This is a genomic window from Pseudomonas sp. PWP3-1b2 (assembly GCF_049896045.1).
Lineage (GTDB): Bacteria > Pseudomonadota > Gammaproteobacteria > Pseudomonadales > Pseudomonadaceae > Aquipseudomonas > Aquipseudomonas antarctica_B.
This window is the reverse complement of sequence record NZ_JAFCTN010000064.1, coordinates 1-23,515: the sequence shown is the minus strand read 5'-3', so window position 1 is coordinate 23,515 and position 23,515 is coordinate 1. Positions and strand designations below refer to the sequence as shown.

Here is a 23,515-nt window from a genome sequence, read left to right as displayed (position 1 = left end):
GAACTCAGTAGTGAAACGATGCATCGCCGATGGTAGTGTGGGGTTTCCCCATGTGAGAGTAGGTCATCGTCAAGATTGAATTCCGAAACCCCTGTCTGCTAGCGCAGACAGGGGTTTTGTCGTTTAGGAGCCTGTGTAATATAAAAGCGCTCTACGCGTTCCCATGAGGTACGCGCGTTCAATTGCCCCATCGATCAGCCCACCCACGGGCAATGGAGTGCAGGAAAGCACCAGGCACCCAGATTTCAAGCGATCGCTCTCCGCCTTGCGCCAGGTCCGCCGCATCGGCAGTGCCGCCGATCGGTTTCCTACGTAAAAAGAGGACGCATCTCACAAATTCCTAAGTTTTGTCGAAGTTCGGCCGAAAGCCTGATGAGCCTTGCGTGCACTGAAATAGAGCGGCTGAAAGTTCGCCTATCGCGTTACATGGAATGTTCCACTCGGCACGCTCACCCCCCTTTGGCAAAAGAAGTCGATGAAATGAATCTCAAGTTCAGTCATAAAATTCTGTTGGCCGCGTCAGGCGTCGTGGTTTTAGCCTTCGCGTTATTCACGCTCTACAACGACTACCTGCAGCGCAGCACCATCAAGCAAAACATCGAGTCGTCTGTTCAGCAGTCCGGTGAACTGACCGCCAGCAGCGTGCAGAACTGGCTCAGTGGCCGCATTCTGGTCCTTGAAAGCCTGGCGCAAAACATGGCTCATCAAGGCAGCAGCGCGGACTTGCCGGGGTTAGTCGATCAACCGGCCCTCACGTCGAACTTTCAGTTCACTTATGTCGGGCAAACCAATGGCGTGTTCACCCAGCGCCCTGACGCCAAGATGCCGGCCGATTACGATCCGCGCCAGCGGCCTTGGTATAAACAAGCTGTAGCCGCCGATAAAACCATGCTCACTCCGCCGTACATGGCGGCCGTGGGTGGGCAGATCGTAACCATCGCCCTGCCGGTTAAAAAGAATGGCGAATTGCTGGGTGTAGTCGGTGGCGACTTGAGCTTGCAAACCCTGGTAAAGATCATCAACGCAGTGGATTTCGGCGGCATCGGCCATGCGTTTCTGGTCAGCGCGGACGGGCAGGTTATCGTCAGTCCTGATGAGGACCAGGTGATGAAAAACCTCAAGGACATCTACCCAGGCGCCAATGTTCGTATCGAGAAGGTCAGCCAGGACGTCGTCCTCAATGGTAAGGACCGTATCCTGTCGTTCACCCCGGTCAGCGGTTTGCCGGGTGCAGACTGGTACATCGGTCTGTCGATCGACAAAGACAAGGCCTACGCACAGCTCGGCAAATTCCGAACTTCTGCGTTGATCGCCATGCTGATCGCAGTCGTGGCAATTGCAGTGCTCTTGAGCCTGCTGATTCAAGTATTACTGCGCCCGCTGAACGCGATGGGTGTGGCCATGCAGGATATTGCCCAGGGCGAAGGTGATTTGACCCGCCGCCTGGACGTGACCAGCAAAGATGAGTTCGGCGAAGTAGGCAGTGCTTTCAACCAGTTCGTTGAACGCATCCACGCCTCCATTTCCGAGGTGTCTTCGGCGACTCGCCAGGTGCACGACCTCTCCCAGCGCGTCATGGCATCCTCTAATGCCTCGATCATCGGCTCGGACGAGCAAAGTGCGCGCACCAACAGCGTGGCTGCGGCGATCAACGAGTTGGGTGCTGCGACTCAGGAAATCGCGCGCAATGCCGCTGATGCATCGCAGCACGCCAGTGGTGCCAGTGAGCAAGCAGACGATGGGCGCAAGGTGGTGGAGCAAACCATCCTGGCGATGTCGGAGTTGTCGCAGAAAATCAGCTTGTCATGCACGCAGATCGAAACCCTCAACGCGAGTACCGACAACATCGGCCACATCCTCGATGTGATCAAAGGCATCTCCCAGCAAACCAACCTGTTGGCACTTAACGCAGCGATCGAAGCTGCGCGTGCCGGGGAAGCTGGACGTGGCTTTGCCGTGGTCGCCGATGAGGTGCGTAACCTGGCTCACCGTACCCAGGAATCGGCTGAAGAAATCCACAAAATGATCACCTCGTTGCAAGTGGGTTCACGTGAAGCCGTGACCACCATGAACGCCAGCCAGGCCTCCAGTGAGCAAAGCGTTGAAGTCGCCAACCAGGCCGGTGAGCGACTGGTCAGCGTGACGCAGCGTATCGTCGAGATCGACGGCATGAACCAGTCGGTCGCTGCCGCCACTGAGGAACAAACCGCAGTGGTTGAAACCCTCAATGTCGACATCAACCAGATCAACCTGCTGAACCAGCAAGGTGTGGTTAACCTTAACGAAACACTCAAAGACTGTGATGCGCTGTCCCAGCAAGCCAGCCGACTGAAGCAATTGGTCGACAGCTTCAAAATCTGATCCGGGATGCAGGAGCGAGGCCCCTCGCTCCTGCTGATCAGCCGAACATCTGGCGCACATTCTCCAGTGCACTGTCGATGAAGGCCTGTGCAAACCGTTCAAACTCTGCCTGGGTTGAATCGACCGGTTCGCCGATAAGGGTCCAGGTCACCCGCGAGCGCCCCGCGCCAAGTGCTTGCACGTTCATTGCGGCCCACAGCCGAGCGATACTCAGCGTGTTGTAGAGCGTTGTCCATGTCATGCACATGGCTTCGTCGTCCCGGCTGTTGAGCTGCTCCACCACGCAGTGCCCATCGTGAAAAAATTTCGTGCGCAACGCGCCTACGCCCGTGCCGGTCATTTCGATGTGGGACAGGGCGGGAATGAAAGCATCGAAGCCTGCGAAATGGCCTACCACACGCCACAGGCGGGCTGCCTCGCACGCGACTTCCACAGACGCCACCACCGGCGTGCCGCGCGGGTTGCGGATTAATGTATCGGGTTGCAGCTCTTTCATAAGGTGTCCTGAAGCGGGTCAGAGAAAGCCAATGGCTTTGAGGTGGTCGCAGCCCCTGCGCAACAACGCCGGGCTCTTTTGCGGGTACTGCTCGCCCATTGCTTCCACGCCAGCCCGCGCGTTGTCGTGACAGATCATGGAGGTGTCGCTGATGTCTTCTGTGAGGTCATCGAGATAGAAGCCGAGCACGCCAAACAGCGCGTTATCGCCACCTACCGTTCGCAGTGCCTTTTGCCAATGTGCAACGCTGACCCGCTCGAAGCGGTGGCCGGCATGGCTGAATGCATCGAGGTAGTGTTCCCAGCTCAAAGGCTGCGGGTTGTGCAGGTTGAAGACGTTTCGACCGACCGCAAATTGGCCACAGTGAAAGCCAATAAAGCGTGCAAAAAAATCCACCGGCATCAGGTCGAAATTCACTGCCAGACGCGGCACCTGGCCCAGTTGCAACGAGCCCTTGAGCATCAACATCAGGCGGTTGTTGTGCGGCTGGCAGACACCGCTGCGGCTATCGAACGTGATATTTCCGGGGCGATGGATATTGACCCAGGCGCCTCGTTCGATCGCCCGTCCCAGCAGCCGCTCGGCGACCCACTTGGAGAGGTTGTACCCATTCCTGATATACAGCGGCAGCGTGGCCGCAGCGGATGCTTCAAGAATATTTCCCCCGGCATCGATGCGGCTGCAGGCCGACAGTGTCGAGATGAAATTGAAGACTTTCTTGCAATGGGTTTCACACAAACGCAGGCACTCAAGCACCGGCTCGACGTTGTCCCTGGCGAGGGAGGCGTAATCCATTACATGGTTGACCCGCGCTGCGTTGTGCACCAACACACCGTGGCTGCGAGCGAGGTGGTCATACACATCGCAGGTGAGACCCAGCCGCGGCAAGCTGATGTCGGCGGCGTAAACCTGCACGCGGCTGAGGTCCAGATACTCCAGGCGATATTCCTGTAACGCCTGGGTAAACCGCGCCATCGCTGAGTGCCCCGGCCGTTCGCGCACCAGGCACGTCACTTGCTGCGCGCCGCCGGCCAGGAGAGCCTCGACGATGTGCACTCCCACAAAGCTGTTGGCGCCGGTGACAATCACTCTGCCCGGGTCGCCAGCGCGGGCCTCATGCAGCATGTCGAGATTCAGCGGCTGCGTTGCGTCGTGCTCCATTCGGGCTGACGGCATGTCGGGCAGGGCACCGTCTTCCATCAGCACGCAGAGCGTACGAATCGTCGGCACCTCGAAAAAACGGCTCAAGGGCAGGCTGCGCCCAAATTGCTCGCGCACACGCAACAACAAGGTCGACAGCAGAATGGAGTGGCCCCCCAAATTGAAAAAACTGTCATCGATGCCAAGGTCCACGTCCGGCAGCCCCAGCAACTCGCCCCACAGCCTCACCACTTGCGTCTGTAACGGCGTCAGCGCAGCGCTGGAGGCGATGCCGGGCGTGGCGCGCGCGGGTATCGCCAGCAAGGCCCGGCGGTCGACCTTGCCGTTGTGGGTAAGCGGCATACAGGGCAGCTCGGTCCAGCCCTGCGGGTGCATGTAAGTGGGCAACCACTGTTGGGCGTGCACCTGCAAACCTGCAAGCGTGGCGCCCGGTTCGGGCTGGGCGACAAAGCTCAGAACCCGGCGATCATCATCGACCACCACGGCCACCTGGCGAAATAAACGACTGCTGCGCAGGCACTTCTCGATTTCCTGGGGCTCGACTCGAAAGCCTCGGATCTTCACCTGTTCATCCCGTCGGCCGCCCAACTCGATGCCGTCCGGCGTCCACCTCGCCAGGTCCCCGCTGCGATAAGCCTGCACCCGCTGGCCGCCCGGCAGCATCAGCTCAACGAAAGGATTATCAAACGGCTGCGGCGCGTTCACATACCCCAGGCTGACACCGGGGCCGACGATGTACAGATCGCCCATCACCTGTTCATCCACCGGTTGCATGTCGTCGTCGAGGATCAACACCTGGCTGTTGGCAATGGGACGGCCCACGTTGCGATTACTGTCACCCCGCTGCACCGTTCGGTGGGTGATCAGCACCGTCGTTTCGGTAGGCCCGTATAGGTTGTGCAGTTGGCACTCGCCCGCCAATCGCTCGATCACATACGGCTCACAGGCGTCCCCGCCGGTCAGCAGGTGAGCCAGGCCCAAAGGCTGATCCAGTGGCAGGATACTGAGCAGTGCCGGCGGCAAAAACGCATGGCTCACACGCCGTTGGCGAATCAGCTCGACCAGTTGCCGAGGGTCGCGGCGCTGGTCTTCGCTGGGGACGATCAACTCGGCACCGGCGATCAGCGCAGGGAAGATATCGATCAGTGACGAGTCGAAACTCACTGGCGAAAATTGCAGCACGCGGCTCTGTTCGTTCAGCGCCATGCAGTCGCCGGCCCACGCTGCGAAATGAGCCAGATTGCCCTGGCTGAGCAGAACGCCTTTGGGCTCGCCCGTGGTGCCTGAGGTGAACAGCGCCAGGCACGGGGCGTCGCTTTCAGGGCGATGCTGCATCAACGGCGTATCCGTGTTCTCGGGCTCCACAGCGCCGACATTCAGCGTAACGAACTGGTCGCGCAAAGGGTGCCGCCCATCATCCAGCAACACGCTGGCGCCGATGCTTGCCATCAGGGTTCGCTGGCGCTGTGGCGGGTGATCCGGCGCCAGCGGCAAGTACACCGCGCCGCACCCCAGCACGGCGAGAATGCTGGCGTACAAATCAATGGATTTTTCCAGGCACACGCCGACCACCGGCGGCGCCTCAATGCTCTCCAGCAAAGGCCGCAGACGCATCCCGATAGACTGGGCTCGAACCTGCAACTGACGGTAAGTGACTACGCGTCCCGCAATGTTCAACGCCGGCCGTCCAGCGAAGGTCTGAAGGCTGGCCTGTAGCCGTTCGATGACAGGAACCTGGGCAGCCTGTAACAGGGCGGGCTGCGCGGTGTGGTTGAACCGATGCAGATACGCCAGTGCATCCAGCCCCTGCAAACCTTGCTCCGGCCAAGCGTTCGCGGTGGCCTCGGCGGTGAAGGCGTTGGCGTCTCGTGAGAAGCCGCTGACCAGCATGGCCACCCACTCCACCAACACACGCGTTGCCCCTCGGCACAGGTGCTGACCGTTGCCGCTGGGCTCCTCGGCAAGGTCTTGCACCGCCAGTACGCGATGGTCACGGTCGTAGCAGCGCAACTGCAAGGAAGGTAGCCCGTATTCGGACATGGGCCCGATTGCCACGCGCAGGCTTAACCGTTGGGCTTGGCCGTGAGGTGCGGACAGCGCTTGGCTGCCGTCTTCAATGAGCAGGTCGAGTGCTTCGTTTGCGCTGATGTGCCCATACGCGGCCAACGCTTGCCTGATTGCTTCAAGGGCATGGCTGGTGCCGCTCCACCCAATCGTCAGTCGCCTCATGTCGGCCTCCGCGATTCGGGTAGATAGGCGTCCAGGGCTCGGGCGACGCTGGGTGTCTGCAGCAAACCGCTGTGGTGCAAAAAACCCATGATGTTGCCCAGCAGCGGATGCTGGCGGGTGATGGGAAAATCCAGCGCCGCGACGTCGGCCTTTAATGCATCGCGAATAGCGGCGCTCACGCCAAGCTGTTCAATCAGGTGCAGATCGAAGGTTTTCTGTAGGTCGTTGGTCAGGTAGTGCCTTAAAAAAGTCGGCAGCACTTCAGCGATGCTGTCGCGGTCGGCCGGGCACGCCGCCTGCCAGTAGATGCGCACCAGGTTCGTCCAGAATTGCGCGTGGCGCCCTTCATCAAACAGGTGATCGGCCATCAAGCCGCGAATGGATGCCTTGACGCTGTCGTCCTTGGAAAACGCCGCGACGTCATGGGTGACGGTGTTTTCGGCGATGGCCACGGCAATCAACTCCACGGCATCGCGCAGGTGTGTCGGGGCCAGAGCCTGAGCCGCCGGCAGGGCGCGGCTGAGTTCGATTTGCCCAGGCAAGTCCAGCGGTTGTATGCCCGTCATCGCCACGGTTTGTTGGAGGAAGTCCAAGGCCACCAGCGCGTGGTAATCCTCATCCACCACCACGGTCATCGCGTCATAACGACAGGCCAGTGGGAAGGGCAGGCAGAAACGGTTCTTGGCAATGCGGCGGGCGGTCTTGTCGACGATCTCGGTTTCGAAGATCACCACGTCATGCAGGAATTTGTAGAAGCTTTGCACCAGCACGAAATCACGCGACGGCGAGCAGTGTTCGACAAAGGTCGCGCTCAGCACCAGAGGTTGGCGGCACACGGGGAAGATCAACCGGTCATCGTTTTCGAGCACGCGCCGTGGGCGAGTGCGAATGGTCGCACGGCGTTCCCAGTCGTCGGCAAAGGAGCGGTAGTCTGCGGCGTTCACGGTTGCACCTCTTGCAGCGAGGCGCGTACATCGTCCCAGAAGCGGATACGGCTGTGTACGGTCGCGAGGGCCGCTTCATTGGCCTGGCGCTGGCGAATCGAGTCTGCGCCGATCAGGCGTCTCAGCAACTGCTCGGCGCCCGGCCCATGCTCCTGAGTGTCCAGCTCGATGTGGCGGCGCAGGTAATGGCACAAGGTCGGCGCCTTAAGGGCAATGCACGCGTTGCCGTGCAAAATGCGTTCGAACATCGACGCAATGACGCTCTCGCGGCCATGCAGGAAGGCCGCGGCGACGCAGTGGGTGTCGGCATTCAGCGCGACCTGCAAGGTGCTGTCGACAAAGCGCGCCGCGCCCGGCAACACATCGGCGATTTTCAAGGCCAGGCTGGCTTCGACACCCTCGCGCTGCAGCTCAATAAAGCGCTGGATGGGGCGAGTGTCGGCGCCTATCTCGGCCATTGCTTCCAGATACAGTTCGAAATGGCTGCAATGGCCCCTTGTGGGGTGCTCATCCGATTCTTCGCCAAGCACGATTTCATTGATCAGGCGCGCAGCATGCGGGTCGGCGGGTGGCAGCCAAGGCAGTTGGGTGCAGGTTAGATCCCGCTGCAGGCGTTTGGTCAGGCTCATAAAGTCCCAAACAGCAAACACATGGTGCTCCATGAAAAGTTGTAACTTGGTAATTGAAGTTATTTCTATAAATAACGGATGGCTGCACAACTGCAGTTTCTTTTGTTCAAGTAAGTGTTGATGCATGGTTGATGCCTATAAGTTGTTGCAACTGCTCGGAAACCAGTAAAAGGGTTAAGTCATTGAAGATTGTCCACGCCACACGCGCAGCGCTAACCGGACATGGACAGGCGCTGCCGGACGAAGTGTTGGTTCTTATGGGTGGACGATACTAATCTGATTAAACGCTTTGATGAGCGTGTGAATGTATTAGATATATTTTCGAGAAGGCATTTGTTGTAAGTAAGTTGCGAATATAAAGGTAGGAAACTTCCTGGATGTAAGCAGGCTTATATAAAACGGGGTTAAACAGGCCAGTCGAAATAACGTGGGGCCCTTGGAAAAGGGGCCCGCACCGTTTGGGGCGTGGAGAAAACTCAGTGTTCCGCTTTTTTGTCAGCGGCTTCCAGCCCATTCAGGTAAGTGGTGATCACCTCCATTCCACGCATCAGGTGGTTACGCAATGTCAGGATGCTTTCCTCGACCTTCTTCTGTGCCACCAGGCTGAGCAGTTCACGGTGATCTTCCTGGGACGTCTCGCCCAACCCCATCGCCTCAAGGTTGAACCGCAAAAAGCGCTCCTCCTCGTTCAAGCCGTGTTCCACCAGCTTGAGCAACCGCTGATTGGGCGCCTTGCCATACAGGGCCATGTGGAACAGGCGGTTGAGGCGACCAATTTCGCTGTAGTCACGCTCCCGCTCCAGGGCATTGATGAGAGCGTCAGCCTCGGCAATGTCCGCGTCGGTGAGAAACGGAATCGACAGGCGCAATGCTTCGGATTCCAGCAGCATGCGCAGGCCGTAGGTTTCGGCGGAGTTGTCTTCGATCAACGGCGCAACCACGGCGCCTTTGTGAGTCACCACATGCAGCAACGATTGAGCTTCCAGCTGGCGCAACGCTTCGCGCACCGGCATGCGACTGACGCCAAACAGGCTGGCCAGTTCTTGCTGGCGCATCGCGGTACCGCAGGGCAAGCGGCCATCAAGAATGGCATTGCGCAACGTTTCTTCAATGACAGCGCGAGCAAGGTGAGCGGGAATAGGCCCGCTGATTTTGATGCTGCTTAATGGGTTCGGCTTCTGCGTCACGGTTACGCTATCCTCCTTTCTTGAATGGAGTGTGTTTAATTGGATCCAATGCACACTAGAGAGGGGCCACACGCTTGTCAAACGCCCTAAGTTTCTGTTTGTGAGGGCTTACAAGGCGATCTTTATGCATCCCACAGAGGTCGGTTATAAACTTCGACCCTTATGAATGATTGCACTGTGCCATTGTTTTTTGTCTATCGACGCTGCACCATCCCCTGAATTTCCGTCTCTCTTCACGGACTGAACGCCTTGGCGGTAAGTTTTATTCCCTCTCGACTCCTGAGCTGGCTACTTTCAGCGATTCTGTTGGCCGGCTTGATGCCTGGCGGGCTGCATGCCGATTGGGATTTCTCCCAGATCAGCCGCAAGGCCACGGCCTTGTACGGGCCGCTGGGCGAAGGGCAGCGACGCATTGATGACTGGCAGCGCCTGCTGGCCACCCAAAAGCAGGTCAGCGAGCAAGAACAACTCAAGGTCGTGAACCTGTTTTTCAACAAACAAATGACCTATGTGGAAGACATCGACCTTTGGCACGTGGTCGACTATTGGGAGACACCCATCGAAGCGTTGTGGAAGGGGGCCGGTGACTGTGAGGACTACGCGATCGCAAAGTATTTCAGTTTGCGTCACCTGGGCGTCTCCAGCGACAAATTGCGCATTACTTACGTCAAGGCCTTGCGCCAGAATCGCGCGCACATGGTCCTGACGTACTATTCCACCCCCGAAGCGATCCCGCTGGTGCTCGACAGCTTGATGGATGAAATTCTGCCGGCAACCCGCCGTACCGACCTGGTGCCGGTGTACTCCTTCAACGCCGAGGGTTTGTACTTGCCCGGCGCCACGGGCAACAAGAAAGTCGGTGACACCAAACGCTTGTCGCGCTGGCAGGATGTGTTGAGAAAAATGCGTGCGGAAGGCTTCCCGGCCGAGCCTGCCAACTAGGAGTAACTGTTCGGATGTCTCTGTTCAAACAACTATTGATCGCAATCTGTCTGTTTCTGGTGGTCGCCTTCAGCGGCAGCTTTATGGTCAGCCTCGAAAGCTCGCGCACGCAATACGTCAACCAGCTGCGTTCCCACGCACAAGATGCGGCGACCGCGCTGGCGCTGTCGCTGACGCCGAATATCGACGACCCGGCGATGGTGGAATTACTCGTCAGCTCGATCTTCGACAGCGGCTACTACGCGAGCATTCGCGTGGTCGACCTGGCCACTGACAAAACCATCGTCGAGCGCAGCGGCATTCCCGACAGCAACGGTGTGCCCGACTGGTTCGTCAAGCTGATCGGCCTGGAGCCGGCTGGCGGCGATGCGCTGGTCAATCGCGGCTGGGAACAGGCGGCGCGCGTGGAAGTGATCAGCCATCCCATGTTCGCCCTGGCCAAACTCTGGCAGAGCGCCCTGGGCAGCCTTGGCTGGTTGCTGCTGTGCGGCGCGGTGAGTGCGGTGCTGGGCGCCTTGCTGTTGCGTCGGCAATTGAAACCGCTGGACTACATGGTCAAGCAGTCCCACGCCATTGCCCGCCGGGAATTCCTCAGCTTGCCCGACCTGCCGCGCACGCCGGAACTGCGTCGCGTGGTACAGGCCATGAACCAGATGGTCGAAAAGCTCAAGGCGCTGTTTCAGGAACAGGCCGAGCGCAGTGAAAAACTGCGCACCGAGTCCTATCAGGACAACCTCACCGGCTTGGCCAATCGCCGCTACTTCGAGATGCAACTCAACGCGCGGGTCAGCAACCCCGAAGAGACCAACTCAGGCTACCTGTTGTTGCTTCGCGTGAAAGACCTGGCTGGCCTCAACCAACGCTTGGGCGGCCAGCGCACCGACCAGCTGCTGCAAGCGGTCGGCCAGCAACTGCTGCGCCAGTGTGAGCCGTACCCGGAAACCCATAACCTCGTCACCCGTATTCGCGGCGGTGAGTTCGCGGTGCTGGCGCCGGGGCTGGTGCGCGAAGAGGCGCTGCAATTGGCGCAGAACCTCGAAAGCACCTTGCTCAGCCTGCAGGCCACCGGTGCCAGTGACGTCACACCGGTCGCATATATCGGGCTGGCGCCGTTCAACCATGGTGACGCGCCTCAGGCCTTGCTGACCCTGGCTGACCAGGCGCTGGCGCAGGCTGAAGGGCAGGGCGAGAGCAGCTGGGTGTGCCTGGACCACAGCGCCTCCGCCAGCGTTGGTGATGATCATCACGCCTGGCATACCTTGCTCGACCAGGCCCTGACCCAGCAGCGTTTCCAGCTGTACTTCCAGCCCGTGGTTGCCAGCCAGGACCCGCAGGTGGTGTTGCATTACAAAGTGTTGTCGCGCTTGCAGGACGAAGACGGCCACACCATTCCGGCCGGGCGCTTCCTGCCATGGCTGGACCGCTTCGGCTGGACGGCCCGCCTGGACCGCCTGATGCTCGAGCAAGTGCTTGAACAGATGGCCAGCCACAGCCATAGCCTGGCACTGAACCTCTCGGCCGCGACCCTGCAAGACCCGCAGGCGCTGAACAAGATTGTTGAGTTGCTGCGTCAACACAGCAATCTCGGCCCACGCCTGACCCTGGAAATTGGCGAAGAACAATTGCCCGAACAGGCGTTGCTGGAAGCCTTGACCCATCGCCTGCGCGAGCTGGGCTTCTCCCTCAGCCTCCAGCGTTTTGGTGGGCGCTTCAGCATGATCGGCAACCTGGCGCGCCTGGGCCTGGCGTACCTGAAGATCGACGGCAGCTACATCCGCGCCATCGATCAGGAAAGCGACAAGCGCCTGTTTATCGAAGCAATCCAGCGCGCGGCGCACAGCATCGACCTGCCGTTGATTGCCGAGCGCGTGGAGACCGAAGGCGAGCTGAAAGTGATTCGCGAGATGGGGATATTCGGCGTACAGGGCCAGCTGTTTGGTGAGCCTGCGCCGTGGAAATAACTCACTGACGCGGCACAAAAAAATGTGGGAGCGGGCTTGCCCGCGATAGCGGTGTATCAGCTCACTCATTCGGTGACTGACACTCCCTCATCGCGGGCAAGCCCGCTCCCACCGTTAAATTGAGATCAGATCAACCCAGTCTCTTCATCATTGATCAAGTGGCTCAACCCGCCCAACGCTTCCCGCGCGTGGGTACGGTCCATCAGCTTGGCCTGGGCCGCTGGCGGCAAGTCCGTCACGCTGATCAAACCCTTGCGGGTCAGCACCTGGATCAAGTCGTCCAGTACCCGGATCATCTCCAGGTCACTCTGCTTGAGCTGCGCCAGGCTGGTTTCCACTACCTCGTTGGCGTACCAGGCCTGAATCTCATGGTGATCGGCCGGCAGCGTTTCCGTTGATTCGGCAAAGGCCGCAGCCTCCACGCGACTCAGTGCGCCCTGTGCATCACGTTGCACGTAAAACATAAGAACCCCTCGAAAATAAGCCACACGCCATCACCAGCATAGGTCAACGGTGTGTTTATAGGCGCGAGTATGCGATGCAACCCGGCGCCAGGGCCAGCAACCTGTGGCGCAAATAAATCGGCCGCCCCTGGGGGCGGCCGGTTAATCGCGTCTTAGGCGGTGTGATCGATCTTGATGGTCGGGTCGGCGCCGCTGATCAGCGAGTTGATGCTGGTGTGCGACCAATCGTTGCCTTCCAGCTTGATCGTCACATCGGCGTTGGCCAGGCCACCGGCGGCGTTGAGCTTGCCTTCACTGCTCACTTGCAGGGTCGACACGCCGTCTACCGTGGTGATCTTCAGGTAGTTGTCGATGGTGCTGTCCGTCTCACCTTTCAACAGATCCTTAAGATCGATGCGGTCACCTTCCGACGCCTTGAAGTCTTTGATCACATCGTTACCGATGTCACCCGCTTTCCAGATGAAGGTGTCGGCACCCGCACCGCCGATCAGGATGTCGTTGCCCGGCCCACCGATCAAGGTGTCGTTACCGGTGCCGCCCAGCAGGATGTCATTGCCTTTGCCGCCATCCAGGTAGTCGTTGCCGCCCTGGCCGAACAGGATGTCATCGCCCGAACCGCCCAGCAGCGTGTCGTTGCCGTCTTTGGCGCCAGACACGTCGAAGTCAGCGTAGTGCTCGGTCACGTACTGGTGCACGTTAGAGGCGGTTACGGCCGTGACGGCCACACCGGTCTTCTGTGCAACAAACGCCTGCAACGCGTTGTAACCCTCACCGGTAACGCCACTGAAGCTCACCAGGTCGCCGAAGATGATGTCGTTGCCGTCGCCACCGTTGACGGTGTCGGCGCCTGGCAGCGTCGCTTCGGTGTGGCCGAGGATGGCGTTGGCCAAGTCCTGCGGGTCGATGTTGGTTTGCGGCTTGCCATCGCTGTCGTACGGCTTGAGGTCGCTGAGGCTGACGTCACCGTTGATGCCGATGGCTTCCACTTGCGACAACCCGCCCAGCAGCGCGAACGCGCTTTTGGCGTTGCTCAGGGTCGCCGAGTCAGTGCTGTTGCCCGTACCGCTCAGGTTGGACAACTCGAAGGTGCCGTCGCCCTGGGCGTGTACCGTACCCAGGCTCTTGTACACCCACTGATAGCCATTCCACGTCTGCAGTGCAGCCGCTCCCGACGTGTCGATGCTGAAGTAGTGAGTGTTATCCAGATACTTGGCAACCGAGTTACCCGGTGTGTAGTTGGACGTGGTCACCACATCGTCAAACTTCACGTTGCTGTACAGCGTCGGGTTGGTTTGCTCGCCGCTCTGGTAGAACGTCGGCTGGCCGTCGGTGATGAAGTAGGTCAGGTTGGTGGCGCCCGTGTTGCCAGTGGCCAGGCTGCTCTGGAAGAAGTTGGCCGTGGTCTTGAACACGTCTTCGTAGTTGGTACCGCCGCCCGACGCCATCGAATCCAGAACCGCCTTGAGCAGCGTCAGGGCGTTTGAATCGTTGAGGTTGATCGCAACCGACTTGTTCACCTGGGTATCGAAGTCTGCCAGGAAGATATTCACCGTACCCGAGGTGTTGGCGCCCAGGCTGTCTTTGAGCGAGTTGAACACCGAGGTCAGCGAAGCCTTCGCCGCGTTGATCGACGCGGTGGTCATACTGCCCGAGCTGTCCACCATGAACGCGATGTTGTAGTTCTTGCCCTGCACCACGTTCAGGCCGCCGATGTCGGCGATGACAATGTCGTTGCCGTCGGTGCCGGTGATCGCGTCGCTGCCCGAGGTACCGGTCACGGCGTTGTAGGTCGCCGGGTAGACGGTGACCGGCAACTGCGCGGTGGTGACGGCCGAGCCGCCGAGGTTCTCGGTGGAGGTCGAGGTGACCGTCAGGTTGAACTGGCCGCTGTAGTAGGTCGGCGGCTTGATGGTCAGGGTGCTCAGGTCCCAGCCGGTCACGTTGACTTCGCCCACGGCTTTGGTCGCGGTGAAGGTATGGCCGGAGGCATCGGTCAGCACGGAGCCCGCAGGTACGCCGCCGATCTTCACGCTCAGGGTTTCCGAACCGTCGGTGTCGGTCAGTGCGGTGGTGACCTTGGACAGTTTGACGGTACCGTTTTCCGCGCCTTCGTTGAGCTTGTAGCCCACGTAGTAACCGTCACCGTTGCTGCCATGCAGGTCGGACACGGTCACGCCGGCGTTGGTCAGGTCAGTGATGCCGGTGTACAGCGGCACGCCAGCGGTGCTCAGGTCCTGGGCGGCAGCGCCGTTGACCGACAGGTTGACGTCATAGCTGCCCGGGCCCGACTGGTTGGCGTGGTAAATCTCGATGCTGTAGTAGCCGCTCACGGTCGGGGTGATCGAACCGCTAAACTTGCCGCTGTTGGTGCCCCACAAGCCGCTGGCCACATCCTTGCCGCCGATGTTGATCACCAGGCTGTCATCCGCGACACCGCTGAAGGTGTAGCTCTTGCCGGCTTCCATGTACATCAGGCCGGAGATCTTCGAGCCGGCACCGGCGTTGACGTTCGCAGTGGACTCCACATTGGTCACGATGGCGCTGCTGTTCGGCGTGCCTGCGTTATCAATGGCGTTTTTCAGGTCGGCCGGTGCCGCGCCGTTACCGTTGGTGCCGATGCCGGCAACGCTGTTCCAGCTTTGCTTGAGCAAGCCGATCGAGTTGACGCTGTTATCGGCCACATTCAGGCTCGGCGCGTCGGCCACCGGGGTGATATCGACTTTCACCGTGGCGCTGGTGCCCAGGTCCTTGCCGTCAGTAGGCTGGAACTTGAACTGCGCGTAATCCGCCTGGTTGTTGCCAATGCCGCTGCCGCCATAACCGTTGGTGCCGGATTCGTTGGTGTTCGGCGTAAAGCGCAGCTGGCCGGCATCGATCTGGGTTTTGGTGAAGGTTTGGCCCGCGGTTACGTTGGTCCAGGTGGTGCCATCGGCTGCCAGGAACTGCAGCTTGCCGGCCACCGGCAGGTCGGTGATTTTCACACCGAGGCTGCTTTGTGGCGAGTCCACATCAGTCACGCCGAAGTTGGCCCAGGTCAGCGCCAGCGGCGTGTCTTCGTTGCCGGTCACGGCGCTGCCGGTGGCGACCGGTGCATCGTTGACCGCCACTACGTTGACCGTGGCGGTGGCGACGTTGGAGTAGTTGCCGCCATCGGTCACGGTCACGGTAATGGTGCGAGGCGTGGTGCTCGGGTCGTGGCTGTTGTTGGAGAACGTGATGTTCTTGATCTGCTGCATGTAGTCAGCCAGCGTCGCCGCGCCGGACAGGGTCAAGGTGATCTTGCCAGTGGCAAGGTCTGTGACCGGTTTGACAGTAATGCCGGTCACGCTGGTGAAGTTCAGCGCGTCACCCTGCTGGAGGTTGGTCAGGACGACAGTGGCGCCGGTCAGTTTGGTGCTGTCCGCATCGGTAATCTTGATGTCGGTATCAGCAATCGACACGCCAGTGCCGCCTTCGGTGAACGACGTCTTATAGTCGGCACCGGTAGCGCCGCTGGAGTTATTGGCGTCCAGGTCGATGACCGGCGGCGCATCGTTGTCGATGATATTGGTGCTGACGCTGCCGTTACCCACCACCAGGTTCTCGAAGTTACCGCCGGTAGTTTTGTCGATGGTGATGACGATGGTTTCGGTCGGCTCGGTGATCTTGTCGTCGATCGTGCCAATCGTGAACGGCACACTGCTGGCGCCGGCCGGGATCTTCACGGTGTACACGCCCGTGAAGTCCGAACCGTCGGTGGCGGTGCCGCTGTACTTGAGTGTCACGGTCACATCGGTTTGCGCCGGGTTGCTCAAGGTCAGGGTGTAGTTCGCCGTGCCGCCCTCAGTCACCGACGTGTCGCCGGTAATGCTGATGGTGGTGTTGCTCACCACATCCGTCACCTTGGTGGTCACGGTGCTGCCGTCGACGATCAGGTGTTCGTATTTGTCGCCACCGCTGACCACGCTGGCGATCTTGGTAGTCACATCGCTGGCGCCGATGTACGCATCGTTAGGTGCAGTGACGGTGGCGGTGCTGCTGGACTTGCCGGCGCCGATGGTAATGGTCGAGCCGTTATCCAGCTTCACCACCAGGTCGGAACCGACGTTGGTCACCGCATTGCCGTTCTTGTCGACCAGCGACGCGGTGTAGGTAATCTGGCCGCCTTCGCTGACGGAGCCGTTGGCCTTGAGCGACACGGTCACATCATCGATGGTGTCGTTAACCACGGTGGTCGCGCCGCCCGGAGTGACGGTCACGCCTTCGAAGTTACCGCCGGTGGTGCCAGTGATCTTGACGGTTTGGGTGCTTTTGTCGATGAACACATCATCGCCCGGCGCATTGACGGTTACCGTGCCAACGGTGGTGCCTTGCTTGATGGTGATGCTCGAGCCGTTATCCAGCGTAACCACCATGTCGCTGCCGGCCTTGTTGCTCAAGGTGGCGGTGTAAGTGATGGTGCCGCCTTCGTTGACGGCCGTCGGGGCAGTCAGCGTGACACTGGTGAGATCGGTAGAGCCCGGTGTATCAGTCACCGTGGTCGTCACCGGCGTCTTGCCGGGTACCAGATTTTCGAAATGTGCGCCGCCGGTCACGTTAGTGATAGCGGTGGTAACGGTTTGATCGCCTTTGTAGACGTCGTTTGGTGCGACGGCGGTGACGGTGCCGCTGGACTGGTTCACACCGATGGTGATGGTTTTGCCGTTATCCAGGGTGACGGTCAGCGGGCTGGTGATGTTGGTGACTGCATTGCCCGACTTGTCGACCAGCGACGCGGTGTAAACGATGTTGCCGCCTTCGCCCACGGTGTTGCTGGCGGTCAGGACCACGTCGACCTTGTCGATGGTGTCGTTGATCGTGGTGGTTGCGCCGTTGCCAGCAACTACCAAGTTTTCGAAGTTGCCGCCAGCGGTGTCAGTGATTTTGACGGTCTGGGTGCTCTTGTCGACGAACACGTCATCGCTTGGCGCCGGGACTGTCACGGTGCCGACGGTGTCGCCTGCTTTGACGGTGATGGTCGAGCCATTGTCGAGTTTCAGAGTGACGTCAGTGCCCGCTTTATTGGAAAGCGTAGCGGTGTAAGTAATCTGACCACCTTCGTTGACGGCGCTTGGTGCGGTCAGCGTGACGGTAGTGGTATCAGCGCTGCCCGGTGTGTCAGTCACAGTGGTGCTAACTGGCGCAGTACCTGGCACCAGGTTTTCAAAGTGCTCGCCGCCAGTGACGCCTTTGATGGCGGTGGTGACGGTTTGATCGCCTTTGTAGACATCGTTTGGTGCGACAGCGGTGGCAGTGCCGCTGGACTGGTTCACACCGATGGTGATGGTTTTGCCGTTATCCAGGGTGACGGTCAGCGGGCTGGTGATGTTGGTGACTGCATTGCCCGACTTGTCGACCAGCGACGCGGTGTAAACGATGTTGCCGCCTTCGCCCACGGTGTTGGTGGCGGTCAGGACCACGTCGACCTTGTCGATGGTGTCGTTGATCGTGGTAGTTGCGCCGTTGCCTGCAACGACCAAGCTTTCGAAGTTGCCGCCAGCGGTGTCAGTGATTTTGACGGTCTGGGTGCTCTTGTCGACGAACACGTCATCGCTTGGTGCTGGGACAGTCACAGTGCCAACGGTGTCGCCTGCTTTGACGGTGATGGTCGAGCCGTTATCGAGTTTCAGAGTGACGTCGGTGCCCGCTTTATTGGAAAGCGTAGCGGTGTAAGTAATCTGACCACCTTCGTTGACGGCGCTTGGTGCGGTCAGCGTGACTGTCGTGGTGTCGGCTGTGCCGGGGGTATCGGTCACGGTGGTGTTGACCGGCGCAGTACCTGGCACCAGGTTTTCAAAGTGCTCCCCGCCAGTGACGCCTTTGATGGCGGTGGTGACGGTTTGATCGCCTTTATAGACATCGTTTGGTGCGACGGCGGTAGCAGTGCCGCTGGACTGGTTCACACCGATGGTGATGGTCTGGCCATTGTCCAGGGTGACGCTCAGCGGGTTGGTGGTGTTAGTCACCGGCGCGCCGTTTTTATCCACAAGGCTGGCGGTGTAAACGATGTTGCCGCCTTCACCCACGGTGTTTGTGGCGGTCAGGACCACGTCGACCTTGTCGATGGTGTCGTTGATCGTGGTGGTTGCGCCGTTGCCAGCAACGACCAAGTTCTCGAAGTTGCCGCCAGCGGTGTCTGTGATCTTGACGATCTGGGTGCTCTTGTCGACAAACACGTCATCGCTTGGTGCCGGGACTGTCACGGTGCCGACGGTGTCGCCTGCTTTGACGGTGATGGTCGAGCCGTTATCCAACTTGAGGGTAACGTCGCTACCTGCCTTGTTGCTCAAGGTCGCGGTGTAAGTAATCTGGCCACCTTCGTTGACGGCGCTTGGTGCGGTCAGCGTGACTGTCGTGGTGTCGGCTGTGCCGGGGGTATCGGTCACGGTGGTGTTGACCGGCGCCGTACCTGGCACCAGGTTTTCAAAGTGCTCGCCGCCAGTGACGCCTTTGATGGCGGTGGTGACGGTTTGATCGCCTTTGTAGACATCGTTTGGTGCGACGGCGGTAGCAGTGCCGCTGGACTGGTTCACACCGATGGTGATGGTCTGGCCATTGTCCAGGGTGACGCTCAGCGGGTTGATGGTGTTAGTCACCGGCGCGCCGTCTTTATCCACAAGGCTGGCGGTGTAAACGATGTTGCCGCCTTCACCCACGGTGTTTGTGGCGGTCAGGACTACATCGACCTTATCGATAGTGTCATTGATCGTGGTGGTCGCGCCGTTGCCTGCAACGACCAGGTTCTCGAAGTTGCCGCCAGCGGTGTCGGTAATCTTGACGGTCTGAGTGCTCTTGTCGACAAACACGTCATCGCTTGGCGCTGGGACTGTCACGGTGCCGACGGTGTCGCCAGCCTTCACGGTGATGGTCGAGCCGTTATCGAGTTTCAGAGTGACGTCAGTGCCCGCTTTATTGGAAAGCGTAGCGGTGTAGGTAATCTGACCACCTTCGTTGACGGCGCTTGGCGCGGTCAGCGTGACCGTCGTGGTGTCGGCTGTGCCGGGGGTATCGGTCACGGTGGTGTTGACCGGCGCCGTACCTGGAACCAGGTTTTCAAAGTGCTCGCCGCCAGTGACGCCTTTGATGGCGGTGGTGACGGTTTGATCGCCTTTGTAGACATCGTTTGGTGCGACGGCGGTAGCAGTGCCGCTGGACTGGTTCACACCGATGGTGATGGTCTGACCATTGTCCAGCGTCACGGTCAGCGGGTTGGTGGTGTTAGTCACTGCCGCGCCGTTTTTATCCACAAGGCTGGCGGTGTAAACGATGTTGCCGCCTTCGCCCACGGTGTTGGTGGCGGTCAGGACTACATCAACCTTGTCGATGGTGTCGTTGATCGTGGTAGTTGCGCCGTTGCCAGCAACGACCAAGTTCTCGAAGTTGCCGCCAGAGGCGTCAGTGATTTTGACGGTCTGGGTGCTCTTGTCGACGAACACGTCATCACTTGGTGCTGGGACAGTCACAGTGCCAACGGTGTCGCCAGCCTTCACGGTGATGGTCGAGCCGTTATCCAGCTTGAGGGTAACGTCGCTACCGGCCTTGTTGCTCAAGGTCGCGGTGTAGGTGATCTGACCGCCTTCGTTGACTGCACTTGGTGCGGTCAGCGTGACTGTCGTGGTGTCGGCTGTACCGGGGGTATCGGTCACGGTGGTGTTGACCGGCGCGGTACCTGGCACCAGGTTTTCAAAGTGCTCGCCGCCAGTTACTTCTTTGATGGCAGCAGTGACAGTCTGGTCGCCTTTGTACGCATCATCTGGCGCCACAACCGAGACCGAGCCGCTCGACTGATTAACGCCGATAGTAATGGTCTGGCCGTTATCCAAAGTGACGGTCAGCGGGTTAGTGATGTTGGTCACCGCATTGCCCGACTTGTCGACCAGCGAAGCGGTGTAAACGATATTGCCGCCTTCACCCACGGTATTGGTGGCGCTCAGGACGACGTCGACCTTGTCGATGGTGTCGTTGATCGTAGTGGTCGCGCCGTTGCCAGCAACGACCAAGTTCTCGAAGTTGCCGCCAGCGGTGTCTGTGATCTTGACGGTCTGGGTGCTCTTGTCGACAAACACGTCATCACTTGGTGCTGGGACAGTTACGGTGCCTACCGTATCGCCTGCTTTGACGGTGATAGTCGAGCCGTTATCCAGCTTGAGGGTAACGTCGCTACCTGCCTTGTTGCTCAAGGTCGCGGTGTAAGTAATCTGACCGCCTTCATTAACTGCGGCAGGCGCAGTCAGCGTGACGGTGGTCGTGTCGGCGGTGCCCGGAGTATCCGTGACGGTGGTATTAACCGGCGCTGTGCCTGGAACCAAGTTCTCGAAGTGCTCGCCGCCGGTTACTTCTTTGATGGCAGCAATGACAGTCTGGTCGCCTTTGTACGCATCATCTGGCGCCACAACCGAGACCGAGCCGCTCGACTGATTCACACCGATGGTGATGGTCTGGCCGTTATCCAAAGTGACGGTCAGCGGGTTAGTGATGTTGGTCACCGCATTGCCCGACTTGTCGACCAGCGAAGCGGTGTAAACGATATTGCCGCCTTCACCCACGGTATTGGTGGCGCTCAGGACGACGTCGACCTTGTCGATGGTGTCGTTGATCGTGGTGGTCGCGCCGTTGCCAGCAACTTCCAACTTCTCGAAGTTACCGCCAGCGGTGTCGATAATCTTGACCGTCTGGGTGCTCTTATCAACGAAGACATCATCGCTTGGCGCTGGGACAGTCACAGTGCCAACGGTGTCGCCGGCCTTCACAGTGATGGTGGAGCCGTTATCGAGTTTCAGAGTGACGTCAGTGCCCGCTTTATTGGAAAGCGTAGCGGTGTAGGTGATCTGACCACCCTCGTTGGCTTCAGTCGGAGCTGTCAAGGTCACCGTCGTGGTGGTATCGGTACTCGGGGTATCAGTGACGACAGTGTTAACCGGCGCGGTACTTGGCACCAGATTTTCAAAGTGCTCGCCACCGGTCACGCCTTTGATAGCGGTGGTGACCGTTTGATCGCCTTTATAAATATCGTTGGGTGCTACAGCGGTGATGCTGCCATTGGACTGGTTCACACCAATGGTAATGGTCTGGCCATTGTCCAGAGTCACGGTCAGCGGATTGGTGATGTTGGTCACCGCTGCGCCATTTTTATCCACAAGGCTTGCGGTGTAGACGATATTGCCGCCTTCGCCCACGGAGTTAGTGGCGGTCAGAACCACGTCGACCTTGTCGATGGTGTCGTTGATCGTGGTGGTTGCGCCGCTGCCAGCAACTTCCAACTTCTCGAAGTTGCCACCAGAGGCGTCGGTGATCTTGACGGTCTGAGTGCTCTTGTCGACGAATACATCATCGCTTGGCGCTGGGACAGTCACAGTGCCGACGGTATCACCGGCCTTGATGGTGATGGTCGAGCCGTTATCCAGCTTCAGAGTGACGTCGGTACCCGCTTTATTGGACAGCGTAGCGGTGTACGTAATCTGATCACCCTCGTTCGCTTCGGCCGGAGCGGTCAGGGTTACAGTTGTGGTGTCGATCGAATCAGTGATCGTAGTGACCGCAGGCGTAGTGCTCGGCACCAGGTTTTCGAAGTTGCCGCCAGTTGCAGCGGTAATGGTGGTGCTGACAGTCGAGCCATTGTTGTAAACGTCGTTAGCCGGGGTATCCACAACTACCGTGCCGACCGACTCACCCGCCTTGATGGTGATTACCGAGCCATTGCTCAAGGTGACATTCACCGGCGTTTGCGCTGGATTGGTCAGCGTGGCGGTGTAAGTAATCTGACCGCCTTCGGTCACCGTGTCGCCAGCCGTCAGTGTGACGGTCGTGGTATCAACCGAATCAGTGATCGTAGTGACCGCAGGCGTAGTGCTCGGCACCAGGTTTTCGAAGTTGCCGCCAGTTGCAGCGGTAATGGTGGTGCTGACAGTCGAGCCGTTGTTGTAAACATCGTTAGCCGGGGTATCCACAACTACCGTGCCGACCGACTCACCCGCCTTGATGGTAATCACCGAGCCGTTGCTCAAGGTGACATTCACCGGCGTTTGCGCTGGATTGGTCAGCGTGGCGGTGTAAGTGATTTGACCGCCTTCGGTCACCGTGTCGCCAGCCGTCAGCGTAACGGTCGTGGTATCAACCGAATCCGTAATCGTAGTGACCGCAGGGGTTGTGCTCGGTACCAGGTTTTCGAAGTTACCGCCGGTTGCACCCGTAATCGTGGTGCTGACAGTCGAGCCATTGTTGTAAACGTCGTTAGCCGGGGTATCAACGACGACGGTGCCAGTCGATTCGCCGGCCTTGATGGTAATCACCGAGCCATTGCTCAAGGTGACATTCACCGGCGTTTGCGCTGGATTGGTCAGCGTGGCGGTATAAGTAATCTGACCGCCTTCGGCCACCGTGTCACCCGCCGTCAGTGTGACGGTGGTGGTATCGACCGAATCAGTGATCGTAGTGACCGCAGGCGTAGTGCTCGGCACCAGGTTTTCGAAGTTGCCGCCAGTTGCAGCGGTAATGGTGGTGCTGACAGTCGAGCCATTGTTGTAAACATCGTTAGCCGGGGTATCCACAACTACCGTGCCGACCGACTCACCAGCCTTGATGGTAATCACCGAGCCATTGCTCAAGGTGACATTCACCGGCGTTTGCGCTGGATTGGTCAAGGTCGCGGTATAGGTGATCTGACCGCCTTCGGTCACCGTGTCGCCAGCCGTCAGCGTAACGGTCGTGGTATCAACCGAGTCCGTAATCGTAGTGACCGCAGGGGTCGTGCTCGGCACCAGGTTTTCGAAGTTGCCGCCAGTTGCACCCGTAATCGTGGTGCTGATCGTCGAGCCATTGTTGTAAACGTCGTTAGCCGGGGTATCAACGACGACGGTGCCAGTCGATTCGCCGGCCTTTATGGTAATCACCGAGCCATTGCTCAAGGTGACATTCACCGGCGTTTGCGCTGGATTCGTCAAGGTCGCGGTATAGGTGATCTGACCGCCTTCGGTCACCGTGTCACCCGCCGTCAGTGTGACGGTGGTGGTGTCGACCGAATCAGTGATCGTAGTGACCGCAGGGGTCGTGCTCGGCACCAGGTTTTCGAAGTTGCCGCCAGTTGCAGCGGTAATGGTGGTGCTGACAGTCGAGCCATTGTTGTA

The 23,515-nt window shown here is 59.3% G+C and carries 10 protein-coding genes and 1 rRNA gene; 4 read left to right on the top strand and 7 right to left on the bottom strand.

Annotation, left to right across the window (positions count from 1 at the left end):
- Both rrf and ACP7A2_RS25895 read left to right on the top strand, forming a co-directional pair.
- Positions 1–75 (top strand): 5S ribosomal RNA (rrf, locus tag ACP7A2_RS25900); the annotation flags it as partial.
- A gap of 405 nt (positions 76–480) precedes the next feature.
- Positions 481–2,361, top strand: a complete 1,881-nt coding sequence (locus ACP7A2_RS25895; protein WP_426136632.1) for a methyl-accepting chemotaxis protein — start codon at positions 481–483, stop codon at positions 2,359–2,361.
- A gap of 37 nt (positions 2,362–2,398) precedes the next feature.
- Here ACP7A2_RS25895 and ACP7A2_RS25890 read toward each other — a convergent pair whose 3' ends face one another.
- The 5 genes from ACP7A2_RS25890 to ACP7A2_RS25870 all read right to left on the bottom strand — a co-directional run bounded on the left by ACP7A2_RS25890 (position 2,399) and on the right by ACP7A2_RS25870 (position 9,007).
- A complete protein-coding gene (locus ACP7A2_RS25890) occupies positions 2,399–2,857 on the bottom strand; it encodes an SRPBCC family protein (RefSeq protein WP_426136631.1) in 459 nt (152 codons plus the stop codon).
- An 18-nt stretch (positions 2,858–2,875) separates the two neighbouring features.
- Positions 2,876–6,247 (bottom strand): amino acid adenylation domain-containing protein, encoded by a 3,372-nt coding sequence (locus tag ACP7A2_RS25885; RefSeq protein ID WP_426136629.1) that lies wholly within the window; start codon positions 6,245–6,247, stop codon positions 2,876–2,878.
- Positions 6,244–7,191, bottom strand: coding sequence for a diiron oxygenase (locus ACP7A2_RS25880; RefSeq protein ID WP_426136627.1), 948 nt, complete (start codon positions 7,189–7,191; stop codon positions 6,244–6,246). Before ACP7A2_RS25880 ends, ACP7A2_RS25885 begins: the two co-directional genes overlap by 4 nt.
- Positions 7,188–7,946 (bottom strand): DUF3050 domain-containing protein, encoded by a 759-nt coding sequence (locus ACP7A2_RS25875; RefSeq protein WP_426136626.1) that lies wholly within the window; start codon positions 7,944–7,946, stop codon positions 7,188–7,190. Before ACP7A2_RS25875 ends, ACP7A2_RS25880 begins: the two co-directional genes overlap by 4 nt.
- A gap of 350 nt (positions 7,947–8,296) precedes the next feature.
- Complete coding sequence (locus ACP7A2_RS25870) at positions 8,297–9,007, bottom strand: GntR family transcriptional regulator (RefSeq protein ID WP_375071008.1); 711 nt, start codon at positions 9,005–9,007, stop codon at positions 8,297–8,299.
- 249 nt (positions 9,008–9,256) lie between these two features.
- Here ACP7A2_RS25870 and lapG point away from each other — a divergent pair, with 249 nt between their 5' ends.
- Positions 9,257–9,949 (top strand): cysteine protease LapG, encoded by a 693-nt coding sequence (lapG, locus tag ACP7A2_RS25865; RefSeq protein WP_348061718.1) that lies wholly within the window; start codon positions 9,257–9,259, stop codon positions 9,947–9,949.
- Between the two features lie 14 nt (positions 9,950–9,963).
- On the top strand, positions 9,964–11,910 hold the full coding sequence (lapD, locus tag ACP7A2_RS25860) for a cyclic di-GMP receptor LapD (protein ID WP_426136624.1): 1,947 nt from the start codon (positions 9,964–9,966) through the stop codon (positions 11,908–11,910).
- Between the two features lie 125 nt (positions 11,911–12,035).
- Here lapD and ACP7A2_RS25855 read toward each other — a convergent pair whose 3' ends face one another.
- Entirely contained in the window at positions 12,036–12,374 is a 339-nt protein-coding gene (locus ACP7A2_RS25855; RefSeq protein ID WP_078740052.1) for a tryptophan synthase subunit beta, read from the bottom strand.
- A gap of 152 nt (positions 12,375–12,526) precedes the next feature.
- On the bottom strand, positions 12,527–23,515 hold a 10,989-nt coding region (locus tag ACP7A2_RS25850; RefSeq protein ID WP_426136623.1), incomplete at its 5' end, for an immunoglobulin-like domain-containing protein.

Excerpts from the sequence above, each read along its gene's own strand:
- ACP7A2_RS25875 (WP_426136626.1), bottom strand. The coding sequence starts at position 7,946 with ATGCATCAACACTTACTTGAACAAAAGAAACTGCAGTTGTGCAGCCAT.
- ACP7A2_RS25895 (WP_426136632.1), top strand. The coding sequence starts at position 481 with ATGAATCTCAAGTTCAGTCATAAAATTCTGTTGGCCGCGTCAGGCGTC.
- lapD (WP_426136624.1), top strand. The coding sequence starts at position 9,964 with ATGTCTCTGTTCAAACAACTATTGATCGCAATCTGTCTGTTTCTGGTG.
- ACP7A2_RS25855 (WP_078740052.1), bottom strand. The coding sequence starts at position 12,374 with ATGTTTTACGTGCAACGTGATGCACAGGGCGCACTGAGTCGCGTGGAG.
- ACP7A2_RS25885 (WP_426136629.1), bottom strand. The coding sequence starts at position 6,247 with ATGAGGCGACTGACGATTGGGTGGAGCGGCACCAGCCATGCCCTTGAA.
- ACP7A2_RS25890 (WP_426136631.1), bottom strand. The coding sequence starts at position 2,857 with ATGAAAGAGCTGCAACCCGATACATTAATCCGCAACCCGCGCGGCACG.